This is a genomic window from Microcoleus sp. CAWBG640 (assembly GCF_020883015.1).
Classification (GTDB): domain Bacteria; phylum Cyanobacteriota; class Cyanobacteriia; order Cyanobacteriales; family Microcoleaceae; genus Microcoleus; species Microcoleus anatoxicus.
The window spans coordinates 1-14,596 of record NZ_JAHRFC010000103.1; the positions used below are offsets into that span (position 1 = coordinate 1).

Annotated in this window: 15 protein-coding genes; 10 read left to right on the top strand and 5 right to left on the bottom strand. The window is 44.3% G+C overall.

Annotation, left to right across the window (positions count from 1 at the left end; genetic code table 11):
- Window positions 1-335: 335 nt before the first annotated feature.
- Together fni and AAFP11_RS26855 are read right to left on the bottom strand one after the other, a co-directional pair.
- Window positions 336-1,385, bottom strand: coding sequence for a type 2 isopentenyl-diphosphate Delta-isomerase (gene fni, locus AAFP11_RS26850; protein ID WP_341739773.1), 1,050 nt, complete (start codon window positions 1,383-1,385; stop codon window positions 336-338).
- Window positions 1,386-1,441: 56 nt separating this feature from the next.
- A complete protein-coding gene (locus AAFP11_RS26855) occupies window positions 1,442-2,131 on the bottom strand; it encodes an SDR family NAD(P)-dependent oxidoreductase (RefSeq protein ID WP_341739774.1) in 690 nt (229 codons plus the stop codon).
- Window positions 2,132-2,214: 83 nt separating this feature from the next.
- On the opposite strand from AAFP11_RS26855, the gene AAFP11_RS26860 reads away from it, so the two are divergent.
- Together AAFP11_RS26860 and fghA are read left to right on the top strand one after the other, a co-directional pair.
- Complete coding sequence (locus AAFP11_RS26860; RefSeq protein WP_341739775.1) at window positions 2,215-3,324, top strand: S-(hydroxymethyl)glutathione dehydrogenase/class III alcohol dehydrogenase; 1,110 nt, start codon at window positions 2,215-2,217, stop codon at window positions 3,322-3,324.
- 132 nt (window positions 3,325-3,456) lie between these two features.
- The gene (fghA, locus tag AAFP11_RS26865) at window positions 3,457-4,311 is read left to right on the top strand and encodes an S-formylglutathione hydrolase (protein WP_341739776.1); all 855 of its coding nucleotides are present in this window, start codon (window positions 3,457-3,459) and stop codon (window positions 4,309-4,311) included.
- A 281-nt stretch (window positions 4,312-4,592) separates the two neighbouring features.
- Here the strand turns inward: fghA and AAFP11_RS26870 are convergent, their stop codons facing one another.
- Complete coding sequence (locus tag AAFP11_RS26870) at window positions 4,593-5,507, bottom strand: branched-chain amino acid transaminase (protein ID WP_341739777.1); 915 nt, start codon at window positions 5,505-5,507, stop codon at window positions 4,593-4,595.
- Between the two features lie 173 nt (window positions 5,508-5,680).
- Here AAFP11_RS26870 and AAFP11_RS26875 point away from each other — a divergent pair, with 173 nt between their 5' ends.
- The 4 genes from AAFP11_RS26875 (at window position 5,681) to AAFP11_RS26890 (ending at window position 8,642) form a co-directional block, all read left to right on the top strand.
- Entirely contained in the window at window positions 5,681-6,049 is a 369-nt protein-coding gene (locus tag AAFP11_RS26875) for a Lin0512 family protein (RefSeq protein WP_341739778.1), read from the top strand.
- A gap of 198 nt (window positions 6,050-6,247) precedes the next feature.
- A complete protein-coding gene (locus tag AAFP11_RS26880) occupies window positions 6,248-6,736 on the top strand; it encodes a YqhA family protein (RefSeq protein ID WP_341739779.1) in 489 nt (162 codons plus the stop codon).
- Between the two features lie 30 nt (window positions 6,737-6,766).
- A complete protein-coding gene (locus AAFP11_RS26885; RefSeq protein WP_341739780.1) occupies window positions 6,767-7,978 on the top strand; it encodes an AAA family ATPase in 1,212 nt (403 codons plus the stop codon).
- Window position 7,979: 1 nt separating this feature from the next.
- A complete protein-coding gene (locus tag AAFP11_RS26890) occupies window positions 7,980-8,642 on the top strand; it encodes a phage tail protein (protein WP_341739781.1) in 663 nt (220 codons plus the stop codon).
- Between the two features lie 59 nt (window positions 8,643-8,701).
- On the opposite strand, the gene AAFP11_RS26895 is transcribed toward AAFP11_RS26890, so the two are convergent.
- Window positions 8,702-9,775, bottom strand: a complete 1,074-nt coding sequence (locus AAFP11_RS26895; RefSeq protein WP_341739782.1) for a DMT family transporter — start codon at window positions 9,773-9,775, stop codon at window positions 8,702-8,704.
- A 216-nt stretch (window positions 9,776-9,991) separates the two neighbouring features.
- On the opposite strand from AAFP11_RS26895, the gene sppA reads away from it, so the two are divergent.
- Window positions 9,992-10,810, top strand: a complete 819-nt coding sequence (gene sppA, locus AAFP11_RS26900; RefSeq protein ID WP_341739783.1) for a signal peptide peptidase SppA — start codon at window positions 9,992-9,994, stop codon at window positions 10,808-10,810.
- 124 nt (window positions 10,811-10,934) lie between these two features.
- Complete coding sequence (aroH, locus tag AAFP11_RS26905; protein ID WP_341739784.1) at window positions 10,935-11,342, top strand: chorismate mutase; 408 nt, start codon at window positions 10,935-10,937, stop codon at window positions 11,340-11,342.
- Between the two features lie 189 nt (window positions 11,343-11,531).
- On the opposite strand, the gene crtR is transcribed toward aroH, so the two are convergent.
- Window positions 11,532-12,422: a beta-carotene hydroxylase gene (crtR, locus tag AAFP11_RS26910; protein ID WP_340517146.1), complete on the bottom strand. Its 891-nt coding sequence runs from the start codon at window positions 12,420-12,422 to the stop codon at window positions 11,532-11,534.
- Between the two features lie 79 nt (window positions 12,423-12,501).
- Here crtR and AAFP11_RS26915 point away from each other — a divergent pair, with 79 nt between their 5' ends.
- Both AAFP11_RS26915 and pyk read left to right on the top strand, forming a co-directional pair.
- Window positions 12,502-12,738, top strand: coding sequence for a hypothetical protein (locus AAFP11_RS26915; protein ID WP_341739785.1), 237 nt, complete (start codon window positions 12,502-12,504; stop codon window positions 12,736-12,738).
- 93 nt (window positions 12,739-12,831) lie between these two features.
- On the top strand, window positions 12,832-14,596 hold a 1,765-nt coding region (gene pyk, locus AAFP11_RS26920), incomplete at its 3' end, for a pyruvate kinase (RefSeq protein WP_341739786.1).

Genomic DNA, 14,596 nt, shown 5'->3' on the forward strand with positions numbered 1-14,596 from the left:
AGGGGGGAAGGGGGACGAAAGATCGGACTCTTATCCCCCCCTTCTTAAGGGGGGCTAGGGGGGATCTAGATTTAATAGTCAAACAGCAGTCTGTGGCTACCTTTGACCTTAAGTTGACACCAATGGGTAGCAACTAACCACTAATATCAAATCCGGTAGCATCGGAATTATTAGTAGCCCAAATTAGGAGACGGCTTGGCCTTAGTCCCTACAATATTACTTTGGGTAGGGAGACGGCACTGCCTTGGACTCTATATCATAAGGAGTGCAACCGGATTTGATATAACTACAAACTACTAACTACTGTCAACTCCCAACTGCCAACTGACATCTTTTTATCTTAACCTTTCCAAAACTCCAGAATGTTTTAACTCATCAAGGTTAGCGCAGCCGGTACAGAACATCACTGTGGCAATCTCTGCAATTAAAACCTCAACCAAAAGCTCTAAGGCTGATTCCGATTCCGCTGCTGCTTGCAAAAACGCTCTCGCCAGCCCCGCCATATCTGCACCCAGGGCGATGGCCTTGGCTGCATCCAAACCATGCTGCAAGCCTCCAGAAGCAATCAAAGGAACATCAGGCGCTGCGGCGCGGGTACTGACAATGCACTCGGCTGTCGGTATTCCCCAGTCAGCAAAGGTTGTGCCCAATCGGCGTTGCTTACCATCACGGGCACGCTCTCCTTCTATTTTCGCCCAAGAAGTGCCTCCAGCTCCGGCAATGTCGATCGCACTCACCCCGGCTGCGAGCAATTTTTTTGCCATCTTTCCTGAAATGCCATTACCAACCTCTTTCGCAATTACAGGTACTGGCAATTTTTCGCACAATTTGGCAATTTTATCAAGGAGTCCTTTAAAGTTAGTATCACCTTCAGTTTGAACGCACTCTTGCAGAGGATTGAGGTGCAAAATCAGGGCATCTGCTTCCAGAAGATCCACAATTTTCTGACACTGTGCCAAACCGTAATTATAGTTTAATTGAACTGCACCGATGTTAGCAAATAACAGAATATCAGGAGCGCGCCGGCGCACTGCAAAGGTATCGGCGAGTTGAGGATTTTCGACGGCGATGCGCTGGGAACCGACACCCATAGCAATTTTGTATTTTTGAGCGACATCTGCAAGGCGATAATTGATAGTCTGGGCTAATTCAGTGCCGCCAGTCATGGAGGAAATTAGCAGAGGTGCAGCTAATTTTTTTCCTAGAAATGTTGAGGTTAAATCGATTTCAGTGCGATCGAGTTCTGGCAAACAGCAGTGAGTAAAACGGTAGCGTTCAAATCCGCTAGTAGTTTCGTGGAATTGTACATCTTCTTCGATGCAGAGCCGGAGGTGGTCTGCTTTACGGGTTTCGATGGGCGAGGGCGGGGTTAGGGACAGGTTCACAGGGGAGTTCACAGGGGGAATTTTGGGGGTTAAACTATCATCTTAATTCTACTCTTTTATTGCGCTCCAGGAACAGTCATTGACACGCCATTATCCGTCGGTTTAAACTTCAATAAAAAAGGCACAGCTTTTTGCGCCCAACCTTTGACTGTTGTGTAATTCCTAGCATCTTCTCCGAAACAAATTTCCAGCATATCCGTGTGAATTATCCCCGGATTTAAAGGAATCGCCGCCATCCCCCGTGGCAATTCTTGAGCTAAGGCTTTGGTCAGTCCTTCTATGGCCCATTTAGAAGCACAATAGGGAGCCACTTCCGGTGAAGTTGACCTGCCCCAACCAGAAGTGAAATTAACCACAATCCCGCTTTTTTGGGCAATCATTGCTGGAACAAAGTGGCGAATCACATTCGCAACACCTTTAATATTAACATCAATTACCTGGGAAAACTCTTCACTGCTGACATCCCACAGGGGCGCGAGATGATTGATTACACCTGCATTGTTAATCAGCAAATCGGGAGGGGAGTAATTTGTAAGTATTTCTGTTGCCCAGTTTTTTACTTGAGCATCCACTGCCACATCCAAACACTTAAAATTGTGAGGGGTGCTATATTTTTGTTGGAGTTTTTCCACTGCTTGGGGAGAACGGGCGCAGCCTAAAACAGTATGTCCTAGCTCAATAAACTTTTCAGTCATCGCCAAACCAAGGCCGCGACTTACTCCAGTAATTAAAATGATTTTTTTCATAAATTTGTGGAAATTGTTAAATTAAATAATACAATACATTGTGCATAATAGGTAATTGACAATTTTACAGACCGGAATAGATTATGAAAGTAAAAGCAGCCGTTGCTCGTAGCGCGGGGAAACCTTTAACCATTGAAATGGTCGATTTATCAGGTCCACAAGCCGGAGAAGTCCTGGTGGAAATTAAAGCCACGGGTCTGTGCCATACTGACGCTTATACTCTTTCTGGTGCCGATCCTGAAGGTTTGTTTCCGGCTATTTTGGGCCATGAGGGAGCTGGTATTGTCGCAGAAGTAGGAGCGGGAGTAACTAGCGTCAAAGTGGGCGATCGAGTAATTCCACTATATATTCCCGAATGTCGCAACTGCGAATATTGTTTGAACCCAAAAACTAATCTCTGTCAAGCAATTCGAGTGACTCAAGGACAAGGGGTGATGCCCAATGGCACCAGCAGGTTTTCCCTAGACGGGGAGAAAATTCATCATTACATGGGAACTTCCACCTTTGCCAATTATACAGTATTACCAGAAATTGCGGTAGCAAAAATTCGTGACGATGCTCCCTTTGACAAAGCTTGTTTAATTGGTTGCGGAGTAACAACAGGCATCGGCGCTGTCATCAATACAGCCAAAGTAGAACCAGGCTCTAATGTGGTAGTTTTCGGTTTAGGAGGGGTAGGTTTGAATATAATTCAAGCCGCTCGCATGGTAGGAGCTAATATGATTATCGGCGTAGATCTCAATGGCGACAAACGAGCACTGGCTGAAAAATTCGGCATGACTCACTTTGTGAATCCCCGCGAAATCGAGGGAGATTTAGTTGCTTATTTAGTAGATTTAACCAAAGGGGGAGCTGACTACAGTTTTGAATGTATAGGTAATATCAATGTCATGCGTCAAGCCTTAGAATGCTGCCACAAAGGCTGGGGAGTGAGCGTCATTGTCGGCGTAGCAGGAGCTGGTCAAGAAATTAGTACCCGCCCATTTCAGTTAGTAACAGGCAGAGTGTGGAAAGGCACAGCTTTTGGCGGAGCCAAAGGCAGAACCGATGTGCCAAAAATAGTGGATTGGTACATGAACGGTAAAATTGATATTGATAGTTTAGTAACTAAGGTAATGCCAATCGAAAAAATAAATGAAGCCCTGGATTTAATGAAAAAAGGCGAAGTAATTCGCACAGTTTTGACCTTTTAAAGGAAGTCAAGGAGGGCCACCACTCTTGGCACGGCCCCTACAAGCGAATGAAACTTCTCAATTATCTCTTCCTCTGCGCCCTCTGCGCCCTCTGCGGTAAAAAAATCCATCCCCAAAAAAAAGAGAATTAACATGATATCCCAATCGCTAAAACTCCACCAACAATATAAAAGCTGCGGCGGAAAACTCGGCTATTATAGCCATCAATCCTCAGCCTGCAATAGCGAAATGAAATTCGCAGTTTACCAACCACCACAAGCCGAACATCAACCCGTACCAATCCTGTATTTCCTCTCAGGATTAACCTGCACAGAAGAAAACTTCATGATAAAATCTGGAGCCCAACAATTTGCAGCAAAATATGGATTAATGCTAGTAGTGCCGGATACTAGCCCGCGCCATACAGGAATTCCCGGCGAAGACGACAATTCGGATTTGGGAAGTGGGGCGGGTTTTTATATTGATGCGACAGCCGCACCTTGGAATGCTCACTATCGGATGTACAGTTATGTTGTCGATGAGTTACCTAAATTAATCGCTGAAAACTTTCCAGTTATACCGGAAAGACAGGGAATTTTCGGTCATTCTATGGGCGGACATGGGGCTTTGATTTGTGCGTTAAAAAATGGCGATCGCTATCTTTCAGTTTCTGCTTTTGCGCCTATTTGCGCCCCCATGCACACCCCTTTGGGACAAAAAATATTCAGCCACTACCTCGGTGACAATCGGGAGGATTGGCGGGCTTGGGATGCGAATGAATTAGTGCTGAAAGCACCATATAACGGTTCAATTTTAATTGATTGTGGCACGGCAGATTCGTTTCTAGCTGAGGGGCAATTGTTGCCGGAAGTTTTTGCAGAAGCTTGTGCAAAAGCTGGACAGCAGTTAAATTTAAGAATGCAGGAAGGTTACGATCACAGCTATTATTTTGTGGCGAGTTTTATGGAGGATCATATTCAGCATCATGCTGCTGTTTTGTGCGGGTAGTTTGTAGCAGGAAGCAGCCGCCTGTAAACTGGTTTAACTGGTTCCTAGGCTCTGCCTGGGAACCGATGTCCAGAGGCTCTGCCTCGAATTAACTGGTTCCTAGGCTCTGCCTGGGAACCGATGTCCAGAGGCTCTGCCTCGAATGGCTGCCATCAAATTTGGAGGCAGAGCCTCCGGATCTACGTTACCAGGCCAGAGCCTGGTAACGAGTGGAGGCAGAGCCTCCGGATCTGCGTTACCAGGCCAGAGCCTGGTAACGAGTGAAACGAGTGAATTATGGATTAATTTAGGGTAATCGGAAATACCCAGTCTTTGTACTTGCTATCGCGATTTTCGATGATTCCACTCAATTTTTCCAATATCTTTTCAGTGATTGGTCGCTCTTTTGGTAAATGATAGTTTTCGATGCGCTTAATTGGGGTAACTTTAGCTGCGGTGCCACACAGAAATATTTCATCAGCAATCAATAATTCTGATTTGTCAACTGGTCTTTCGATGACTTCAATTCCTAAGTCTCTGGCGATAGTTATTACGCTGTCTCTGGTGATTCCTTCGAGAATGTCTTGCTCGAAACCTGGTGTCACTAATTTACCGTTTCTGGCGACAAATATGTTCATTCCTGAAGCTTCGCTGACTTTGCCTTGACTATTCATCATGATAGCTTCGTCAAAGCCGGATTGTACTGCTTCTGTTTTGGCTAAGGCTGAGGTAATGTAAGCGCCGCTAATTTTTCCTCTCAAGGGTAAACTGCGGTCTTCTTGGCGGTACCAGGAACTAATTCTACAGTTGACTCCTTCCTTGGGCAAATAGTCTGAGAGTTCTAATCCGTAGACAAAAAAGTCTGTTTCTACGTTGTGGAGTCGGGGGGCTATTCCCAAACTTGAGGTGTAGATAAATGGGCGGATATAAAAAGATTGAGTTGGCTGATTTTTTTTGACAAAATCAACGATGATTGATTGGATTTTGTCAGCCGGCAAATCGCATTGCAAAAAGCTGGCACTTTGGCTTAGTCTTTGACAGTGACGGTCTAATCTAAATAGTAAGATGCGATCGCGATTTTCGGGGTCGGGAATTCCGCGCAAGCCGCCCAAGACTCCGGTTCCGTAGTGCAGTGCGTGGGTGGCTATGGAGATTTTGGCGTCGGTAAATGGCAGGAATTGATTTTGAAAGTAGGCAATGGGGAGAAAACTATCCATGATTCAAGGTAGCGATGAGTTTTTCAGTCCGCGAGGAAAGGTGAATTTGGTTATATTACCATAAGTTATTATTTTGTTGTTTAAGGGAATTGTAAAACTTTAAAAAGTTATCTCCTTTTGGTTGATAATTGTTTTCGGAAAGATTTGGTTAAATTACAAATAAAGAGGTAGCTATGGGGCGTAAATGTTTTATCATTGAAATGGGCATGGGTATCGACCAGCACGGGCAAGAACCGACGGTAGCGGCGGCTAGGGCGGTCCGAAATGCGATCGCCAATAATGCTTTACTCGGTGTCTGGGAAGTGGCGGGTTTGACCGATCCAAATCAAATGATTGTGGAGGTAAAGGTGGCGGTTCCTTACCCGGAACAAGTGCGAAGGGATGAGGTTTTGGCGGTATTGCCTTTTGGGGAAAAATCTCTGATTGTTGAGCAAGGTGGGATGGTGGTGGCTGGAAGGGCGATCGCCTCTCTGAATGATAAAAATGATGAAATGTTGATTGCAGTGGCTGCGGTGACTGTTTTTGTGGACACTCAGGACTGATTTGTGGTTATTTGAATCAATGGGCGATGTGCTAAGTGCGATCGCCAATCAATCTTTTAGCAAAATAATTACTTCTGTTAAAATGCTAGCTGGTGGAAAGCACAGGTTGGCGCGATCGACTGAACCCTGATATAGTAGAGAAACAGGTATGCCTGAGAGCGCTTTTTGCTCAAAACATTTCCAGGCTGGATATCAAGTATGCTTCATCGAATTCTTGCCAAAAGTCGCTATTTAATGTTAATCGCTGTGCTAGGTTCCTTCGCAGCCTCTGTCACTCTCTTGATCTACGGTGCCTTTGAAACTGCTAGCACGATAGTTTATGCTTTAACTTCAGGACCAGTATCGAGCGAGAACTCGAAAAAACTGGTTCTGTCTTTCATCGAAGTTGTAGATTTATTTCTCCTCGCCACAGTATTTTACATTACAGCACTCGGACTTTACGAGCTGTTTATTGACGAGCGCATCAAAGTACCAGACTGGCTGGAAATTCACACCATCGACGACCTGAAAAGCAAGCTCACCAGCGTGATTGTAGTGGTATTGAGTGTATTGTTTCTGTCTGAGGCGGTGAAGTGGAATGGGGTGACGAATATTCTGCCCTTTGGAGCTAGTATCGCTTTAGTAATCGCTTCCCTCACCTATTTTTTGAGTTCCCAGGTGAAGAAGCCGAAGTCGGATCAATATTAGTCATTAATCCTAGGAGTAATGTAGAAAACTATGCTGAAAGAAGTTAGAATAAAAAATTACAAATCGATTGATAAGCTGAAACTGGAGTTAGGGCGAGTCACTATATTGATCGGTGAAAATGGTTGTGGCAAGAGTAATATATTAGAGGCGATCGCCCTAGCTTCTGCGGCGGCTGATGATAAACTGGATAACGAGTTTCTAGCATCTAGGGGTATTAGAGTTACAGAACCTCAATTTATGCGATCGGCTTTTGAAAAAGATAATCTTACTAAAGAAATTAAAATTGATTTAATAGGAAATGATCAACAACCATTTAGTTGTGTTTTAGAAAATGATAACTCTCCCTATTCTAAGTGGCTTAACAAAATCGATTTTTATAGTTTTATTGTTCCAGCGATAAACTTTATCAATGACAATAAAAATCATCTAGAAAATACTTTTAATATTCAGGAAGAATACGAGAACGATCCAAATAAATTGTCTATAGAACAAGCAAGCCAGGAATTAAAACTCAGAGAGTTAGTAAAAAGCGGAGATAAGATACTACAATCATTGCAAAGACATTCTAAAATGTTTGCTATACGTGAATTTATCATTTATTCTCCTGAAAACCAAGCATTACGAACTTTTGAAAAAGAAGGACAAATTCAACCATTAGGAATTAATGGAGAAGGCTTATTTAAACTTTTAAAAGTTTTGAATTCAGATGAAAACCAAGAGCCACTTAATGAAATCAAGAAAAAACTGCAATTGATAGATTGGTTTAAAGATTTTGAAGCTCCTCCAAATTTATCCAATATTCAAAACTATCTCCAAATTAAAGATAGATACTTAGATCCAGATTTAGCTTACTTCGACCAACGCAGTTCTAATGAAGGCTTTTTATTTTTGCTTTTTTACTTTGCTTTATTTATTAGCGATATCACACCTAAATTTTTTGCAATTGATAACATTGATGCTTCCCTCAACCCTCGATTATGTCGCAGGTTAATCCAAGAATTAGTTGAATTAGCAAAAAAACACGACAAACAAGTTATATTTACAACCCACAACCCGGCAGTTTTGGATGGCTTAGATTTAGATGATGACGAACAGCAGCTGTTTGTGATCTATCGCAGCCAATTAGGGCATACTAAAGCAATACGCATTCTGAAACCTGAACCTTTGGAGGGACAAGAACCTGTATCATTATCAGAGGCATTTTTGAGAGGCTATATCGGCGGACTTCCTGAAAATTTTTAATATGATTAAGTTTGGATTGATTACAGAAGGACATACCGATCAGATTGTTATTAAGAGTATTTTAGCTGGATATTTCAACAGATCAGATCTAGTTATTAGACCACTGCAACCAGAAATAGATAAAGACAAAAACTCTGGTGGTTGGACTCTAGTTTTTGATTATTGCAGATCAAAAAAATTTCAAGAATCATTTCAATCTAATGACTATATCATTATTCAAATAGATACTGATGTTTCAGAAGATTATAATATCGCTCATCAAGATGAAAATGGCGAATTTACTCCTCAGCAGTTGATTCAAAAAGTTATTGAGAAATTCAGAGATGCGATTGGTGAGGATTTTTACAACACAAATCAACAGAAAATCCTGTTTGCAATCTCTGTACATTCTCTTGAGTGTTGGTTGCTCCCACTGTATTATACAGATAAGAAGAAAGCAAAATTCAAAAACTGTCTCAAGACTTTAAATGATGAGCTTTCCAAGAAACACAGGTTTACAATTGACAAGAATGCTAAAAATCCTGATTATTATCGAGAGATATCAAAACAATACGGGAAGTATAAAGTTTTGATGCAGCATTATCAAGATAATCCTAGTTTAAAAACTTTTATAGAAGAGATTCAAAGCAGAAATATTCAAATTGTTGAAGAGGATGACTGGTAACTATCCAGACACGCCACTGCCGTTTCCCTACCTGAGAACGGATATATTTTTTCCACTCGCTAAACTTCCGAGTCTAATTCGCTCACCCGCAACTGCACCGGCAACTCTACAGAATTCAATTCAGATGACTCTAATAATCCTGTCGCTTCTTCCTCAGCACTCGCTTCGCCGTGCCGCACTTTTTGCAATTTCTCAGCCAAAGTATCCCGCTGATTGATTAAATAAATACTCACCAAAGTCAACCCAACACCCATCGATTGCAGCGGATTCAACACTTCGCCCAAAAACAAATTGCCGAACAACAAAGCAAAAACTGGTGTTAAAAATGTTAAAGAACTTAAACTGGTGAGACTGCCGCTTGAAGCAAAATAAAAGAACAAACCGTAGGCGATCGCACTTCCGAACACTGTAGAATAACTTAAGGCCATCCAGCCGGAAAAATCGATATTGACAAATTGCTCAGATTCAGTTGCAGCCGAAACTGCCAACAACGGTAAACCACCCAAAATCATGTGCCAACCAGTCGCCACCACCGGGTCAACATAACGACAAACCCAGCGCACCAAAACTGTTCCCACAGCCATCGACAATGCCGCCAACAGCATCAGCCATTCTCCACCCTCAAACAACTGTCCGATATCAGCAGAAACCTCGACATTTTTAGGATGAAAAAGTCCCAAAATCCAGCTATCCGGCAACCCAATTAAACTAATCCCAATCACGCCAATAACTAATCCCAACCAGCCCCAAAAACCAATTTTTTCTTGAAACAGCCACAAACACAATATCGCCACAGCTAGTGGCTGAGAGTCAATCATCACCGAACCTAAACCCGCACCGGTTCTGGCCAAACCTTCTGCTAAAAAGCCTTGAAACAAAGTACCGTCAACTAAGGCAAATAACGAAATCCACAGCCAAGCTTTCCAGCCCTGGGGCTGTGATTTTCCCATAAATGCGGCGGCTAGGAGCACCAACACGCCAGCCGGCATCAAACGCACGACAGCCACAAACAGCGGAGTCGTGTGGGGCATGACTCCTTTCATAGCTACCATGGCGGTTCCCCACAGGAAAAACGGCGCAATTAGTAACAGCGGCGCGAAAGGCAGTTTGGAATCGGTAATTTTTAGCTGCATGGCGGAGGGCTCCTGATAATTGATGAGACTGACTCTCGTGGGGATGATGTAGTTTTGTTAAGCAATTTTTACAATTATATATTGATGTTGGATGAAGTGCGATCGGACTCTGTGGGGGTAGGGGGGTAACTTCTTCGTTGTTCCTGCTTCGTTCTTCCTTCGGATAAGGCACACTATAAGTTAGCTACACAATTTCACATTGCGCGAAAACTGCCCATGATTTGGCCATTCAAGCCTCGCTACCGTAAACAAATCGCTCACATCGAAATCACTGGCGCCATTGCCGGAGATACCCGCAAACGAGTTCTAGAAGCCCTCAAAACCGTTGAAGAACGCAAATTTCCCGCTTTGCTGCTACGGATAGACTCTCCTGGCGGCACTGTGGGCGATTCCCAGGAAATTTACAGCGCCCTGAAGCGTTTGGGCGAAAAAGTGAAAATTGTTGCGAGTTTCGGCAATATTTCAGCTTCTGGGGGAGTTTATGTCGGCATGGGTGCCGAATATATCGTGGCTAATCCAGGTACGATTACCGGTAGCATTGGTGTAATTATCCGGGGTAATAATCTAGAACGGCTATTGGAAAAGGTCGGTGTTTCTTTTAAGGTCATCAAATCTGGGCCATATAAAGATATTTTGTCATTCGATCGCGAATTAACTCCACCAGAACAGCAAATTTTGCAAGATTTGATCGACACCAGCTATCAGCAATTCATAGAAACAGTGGCCTTCGCCCGGAAACTGCCTATTGAACAAGTTAAAAGTTTTGCCGATGGTCGTGTTTTCACGGGCCAGCAAGCCTTAGAGTTGGGTTTGGTGGATAGATTGGGTACTCAAGAGGATGCCCGTCGCCATACAGCCGAACTGGCGGGACTTGACCCGGAAAAAACTGAGTTGTGCACTCTGGAAAAACCAAAACCTTTCCTAAATCGCGTCTTGGGGAGTAGTCTGGATACATCGGGGCTTTCAGCTTACAAAAGTTGGCTGGAATTCGAGCTGTCTGCTAGTGGTTTGCCACTGTGGCTGTATCGCCCGTGATTAAATAAATTAGTCAGTTGGCAGTTGGCAGTTGAAAGTTGTTGGTAATTGCTAACAAATAACAACTAACAACTAACAACTAACAACTGCCAACTCTCAACTAGCAACAGACTAATAACAAAAAATGGAGGAAATTTGCGTGGAATGGCAAGTGCGGGCGATTCGCGGGGCAACTACTGCCAGCGACAATTCGGTAGAAGCAATTCGAGATGCGGTGAGAGAATTATTAGATGAATTAGAAGCAAGAAATGATTTAGAGCCTGAATTAATTATTAGTGCTACGTTTTCTGTCACTCGCGATTTAGATGCTGTGTTTCCTGCCGCGATCGCCCGCGAACGTCCCCGTTGGTGTAATGTTCCCTTATTGGATGTGCAGCAGATGTATGTCCAGGGTGCTTTGGAACGTTGCATCCGGTTTTTAATTCACGTCAATTGGCCAGCACATACCGAAATTTATCACCCTTATTTGCGGGGAGCTCAAAATTTGCGGCCGGATTGGAATTTAGCAGTTGCGGTGGCTGGGGAAAAATAATAAGTACCCTTGATGATTCGGCGGTTAAAACCGCTTCTTGTCAAACCAAGTCTGCCTCCGCAGACTAAGAGATAAAGGCTGTAATTAAGTCGGATTTGGTATAGTCTCAAATTTTAGGCTCACAGTAAACAGTGAACTGTCCACTGTCAACTATAAAAAACCCGGCTTCTTTGAGAAACCGGGTTTTTGTCAATCAGACGCTTTCTTGTGATGCAACCTAATCCCTAAAAAGATGTCATATATAAAACTCCAAAAGTCCTTTTTCCCTTCTAATATTCCCAAACTTTGAGGAGAACCTTTTTCATCTAATAGCGGCTTGACAGCTTCATAGGCTGGCTTGTAATTGTACCAAGGAATTGAAGGCCACAGGTGATGAATCAGGTGATAATTCTGACCCAAAATTAAGATATTTAGAATTGGACTAGGATATACTCTGGCATTTTTCCAGCGATCGCGCTCGTGAAATGGACGGTGTGGCAAATAATCAAAAAATAACCCCAAGGCTAACCCCACCACTAAAGCAGGAGAAAACCAAAAATTCAGCACGTAACCTAAATGGTCGTATTGAATGGAGATATACACCACTGCGATCGTAAATAAACGGCTGAAAAACCATTCCCAAAGTTCGTTTTTTCGCCACAGTTTGCGCTTAAAGAAGAAAATCTCGTGGTAAAAAAACCTCGCAGCAATTAACCACAGAGGCCCGCCGGTGGAAACATAATGGTCTGGATCGTTATCTGGATCGTTAACGTGAGCGTGATGCTGCATATGTACCCGTGTAAACACGGGAAAAGCAAAACCCAACATCAGGGCGCTACCGTGTCCCAAAATAGCGTTAATGGTGCGATCGCGGTGCGCTGCATTATGAGACGCATCGTGAATCACTGTTCCAGCCATGTGCAAAGCCAGAACATTCAGGAAAAAACAGCACCATTGGGGCCATTCCCCATACCAGAAACCCCAGTATGAAATCACGATAATCGCTAAGGCACTCAAAAATAGCAACAGCGTCGGATTGAAGTCACCTGGAGGACTCAGAAACTCTTTCGGCACTGTCAGTGGCCGTCCTGCCTCCGACATTTTTGTTAGCACTCCTTAATATTTCACACTTGCGTAGTATAAGATACAAGGCTGCCAATAGTAAAGTTTTGTGAAATAAGTGTATCTAATCTCGATCGCCCGTCCTGTACACAAAATCCGAGTCAAAGGACAGTCACACAAAGCTGTTGGCAAACTACAAAAAAATAAATGGGTATATTTGTATATTTGTCAAGTAGTAGACGAAAATTATTGGAAAACTGTTGCGATCGAAAAGAAAAGATTACCGATGGGTAAAAAGTCAGATATTCTATATATTGGTCAATACCTGCGGTCTAAACGATCGAAAAATTTTTAAGAATTAAGACAACTAGCGTCATTGCTTGTACTGAAAGATGAAACGTTAGCCGAAAATTACACAATAAATCCTCCAGCCACCCCATCTCAATTCATGCAACTGCCAAAAGCCTTACGCCGGACTAAAATCGTCGCCACCATTGGCCCCGCCACCTCTGATCCACAAGTGCTGCGGAACCTCATAGAAGCAGGTGCGACAACTTTGCGACTCAACTTTTCTCACGGCTCAGAAGAAGACCACCAACGGAGCATTCGCTTAATCCGGCAAACATCCTTTGAACTAAATCAGCCGGTGGCAATCCTGCAAGACCTCCAAGGCCCGAAAATTCGCTTAGGTCGCTTTGAAAAAGGGTCGATTGTGGTCAAAAATGGCGATCCGTTCATTTTAACCAGCCGCCCAGTTCCAGGCACTGAGATGATTTCCTCAGTCACCTATGAACCTCTAGCAGACGAAGTGACCGAGGGAGCGATGATTCTGCTAGATGACGGGAAAGTGGAAATGCGCGTGGAAAAAGTAGACCGGGTGTCGCGGGAATTGTACTGTCGCGTTGTTGTCGGCGGACCGCTTTCCAACAACAAAGGCGTGAATTTTCCGGGAGTGTACCTGTCAATTAAAGCGCTGACCGATAAAGACCGCAAAGATTTAATGTTCGGACTCGACCAAGGTGTCGATTGGGTAGCTCTGAGCTTTGTGCGGAATCCCCAGGATATGCTGGAAATTAAAGAGCTGATTGCCAGTGCCGGTAAGCAAGTACCTGTTATTGCTAAGATCGAAAAGCACGAGGCGATCGAACAAATGGAGGCTATTCTGGCCCTGTGTAACGGAGTGATGGTTGCCCGCGGGGACTTGGGAGTAGAACTGCCGGCAGAAGACGTGCCGATTTTGCAAAAGCGACTGATTGCTACTTCTAACCGCATGGGAATTCCGGTGATTACCGCTACCCAGATGCTCGATAGTATGCTTCACAATCCTCGTCCCACCCGCGCGGAAATTTCCGACGTGGCCAACGCGATTCTCGATGGGACTGATGCGGTGATGCTCTCGAACGAAACCGCCGTGGGGGACTTCCCGGTAGAAGCAGTGGCGACGATGGCAAGAATTGCGGTGCGGATCGAGAGAGAAGGAATTAGGGGCAATATTAGGAATGTAGAAGATATTGGTCGATCGATCCCCAACGGCATCAGTCAAGCTGTCAGCCAAATTTCCGAACAATTGAATGCAGCAGCGATTATGACGCTGACAAAAACCGGTGCTACAGCCCGAAATGTGTCGAAGTTCCGACCAAAAACTCCGATTTTGGCAGTTACTCCCCACGTAGACGTGGCGAGACAACTGCAACTGGTGTGGGGAGTAAAACCGCTGCTGGTGCTAGATTTGCCCTCGACCGGTCAGACATTTCAATCTGCAATCAATGTCGCCCAGGAAAAAGAGTTGCTCTCCGACGGAGACTTGGTAGTGATGACTGCCGGTACTCTGCAAGGGGTAGCCGGTTCAACGGATTTGATCAAAGTTGAGGTAGTGACAGCGGTTTTGGGTAAGGGAACTGGTGTGGGGCTAGGCTCAGTCAGCGGTATGGCCAGGGTAGCTCACACTGCTGCGGATGTGGCGAATTTCCACCCAGGAGACATTTTGGTAGTCAACCACACTAGCGCTGAGTTTGTGGAGATGATTCGGAAAGCAGCAGGTGTGGTGACGGAGGAAGAAAGTTTGACTTCTCACGCGGCGATTATTGGTTTGCGTTTGGGCGTACCGGTGATGGTGGGCGTGAAGAATGCCACCCAGGTGATTCGGGACGGCACTATGCTGACGCTGGATATGCAGCGGGGTTTAGTTTATTCCGGTGCCAGAGGTGGCGGGA

Excerpts from the sequence above, each read along its gene's own strand:
- AAFP11_RS26855 (WP_341739774.1), bottom strand. The coding sequence starts at position 2,131 with ATGAAAAAAATCATTTTAATTACTGGAGTAAGTCGCGGCCTTGGTTTG.
- AAFP11_RS26860 (WP_341739775.1), top strand. The coding sequence starts at position 2,215 with ATGAAAGTAAAAGCAGCCGTTGCTCGTAGCGCGGGGAAACCTTTAACC.
- fghA (WP_341739776.1), top strand. The coding sequence starts at position 3,457 with ATGATATCCCAATCGCTAAAACTCCACCAACAATATAAAAGCTGCGGC.
- AAFP11_RS26870 (WP_341739777.1), bottom strand. The coding sequence starts at position 5,507 with ATGGATAGTTTTCTCCCCATTGCCTACTTTCAAAATCAATTCCTGCCA.
- AAFP11_RS26875 (WP_341739778.1), top strand. The coding sequence starts at position 5,681 with ATGGGGCGTAAATGTTTTATCATTGAAATGGGCATGGGTATCGACCAG.
- AAFP11_RS26880 (WP_341739779.1), top strand. The coding sequence starts at position 6,248 with ATGCTTCATCGAATTCTTGCCAAAAGTCGCTATTTAATGTTAATCGCT.
- AAFP11_RS26885 (WP_341739780.1), top strand. The coding sequence starts at position 6,767 with ATGCTGAAAGAAGTTAGAATAAAAAATTACAAATCGATTGATAAGCTG.
- AAFP11_RS26890 (WP_341739781.1), top strand. The coding sequence starts at position 7,980 with ATGATTAAGTTTGGATTGATTACAGAAGGACATACCGATCAGATTGTT.
- AAFP11_RS26895 (WP_341739782.1), bottom strand. The coding sequence starts at position 9,775 with ATGCAGCTAAAAATTACCGATTCCAAACTGCCTTTCGCGCCGCTGTTA.
- sppA (WP_341739783.1), top strand. The coding sequence starts at position 9,992 with ATGATTTGGCCATTCAAGCCTCGCTACCGTAAACAAATCGCTCACATC.
- aroH (WP_341739784.1), top strand. The coding sequence starts at position 10,935 with ATGGAGGAAATTTGCGTGGAATGGCAAGTGCGGGCGATTCGCGGGGCA.
- crtR (WP_340517146.1), bottom strand. The coding sequence starts at position 12,422 with ATGTCGGAGGCAGGACGGCCACTGACAGTGCCGAAAGAGTTTCTGAGT.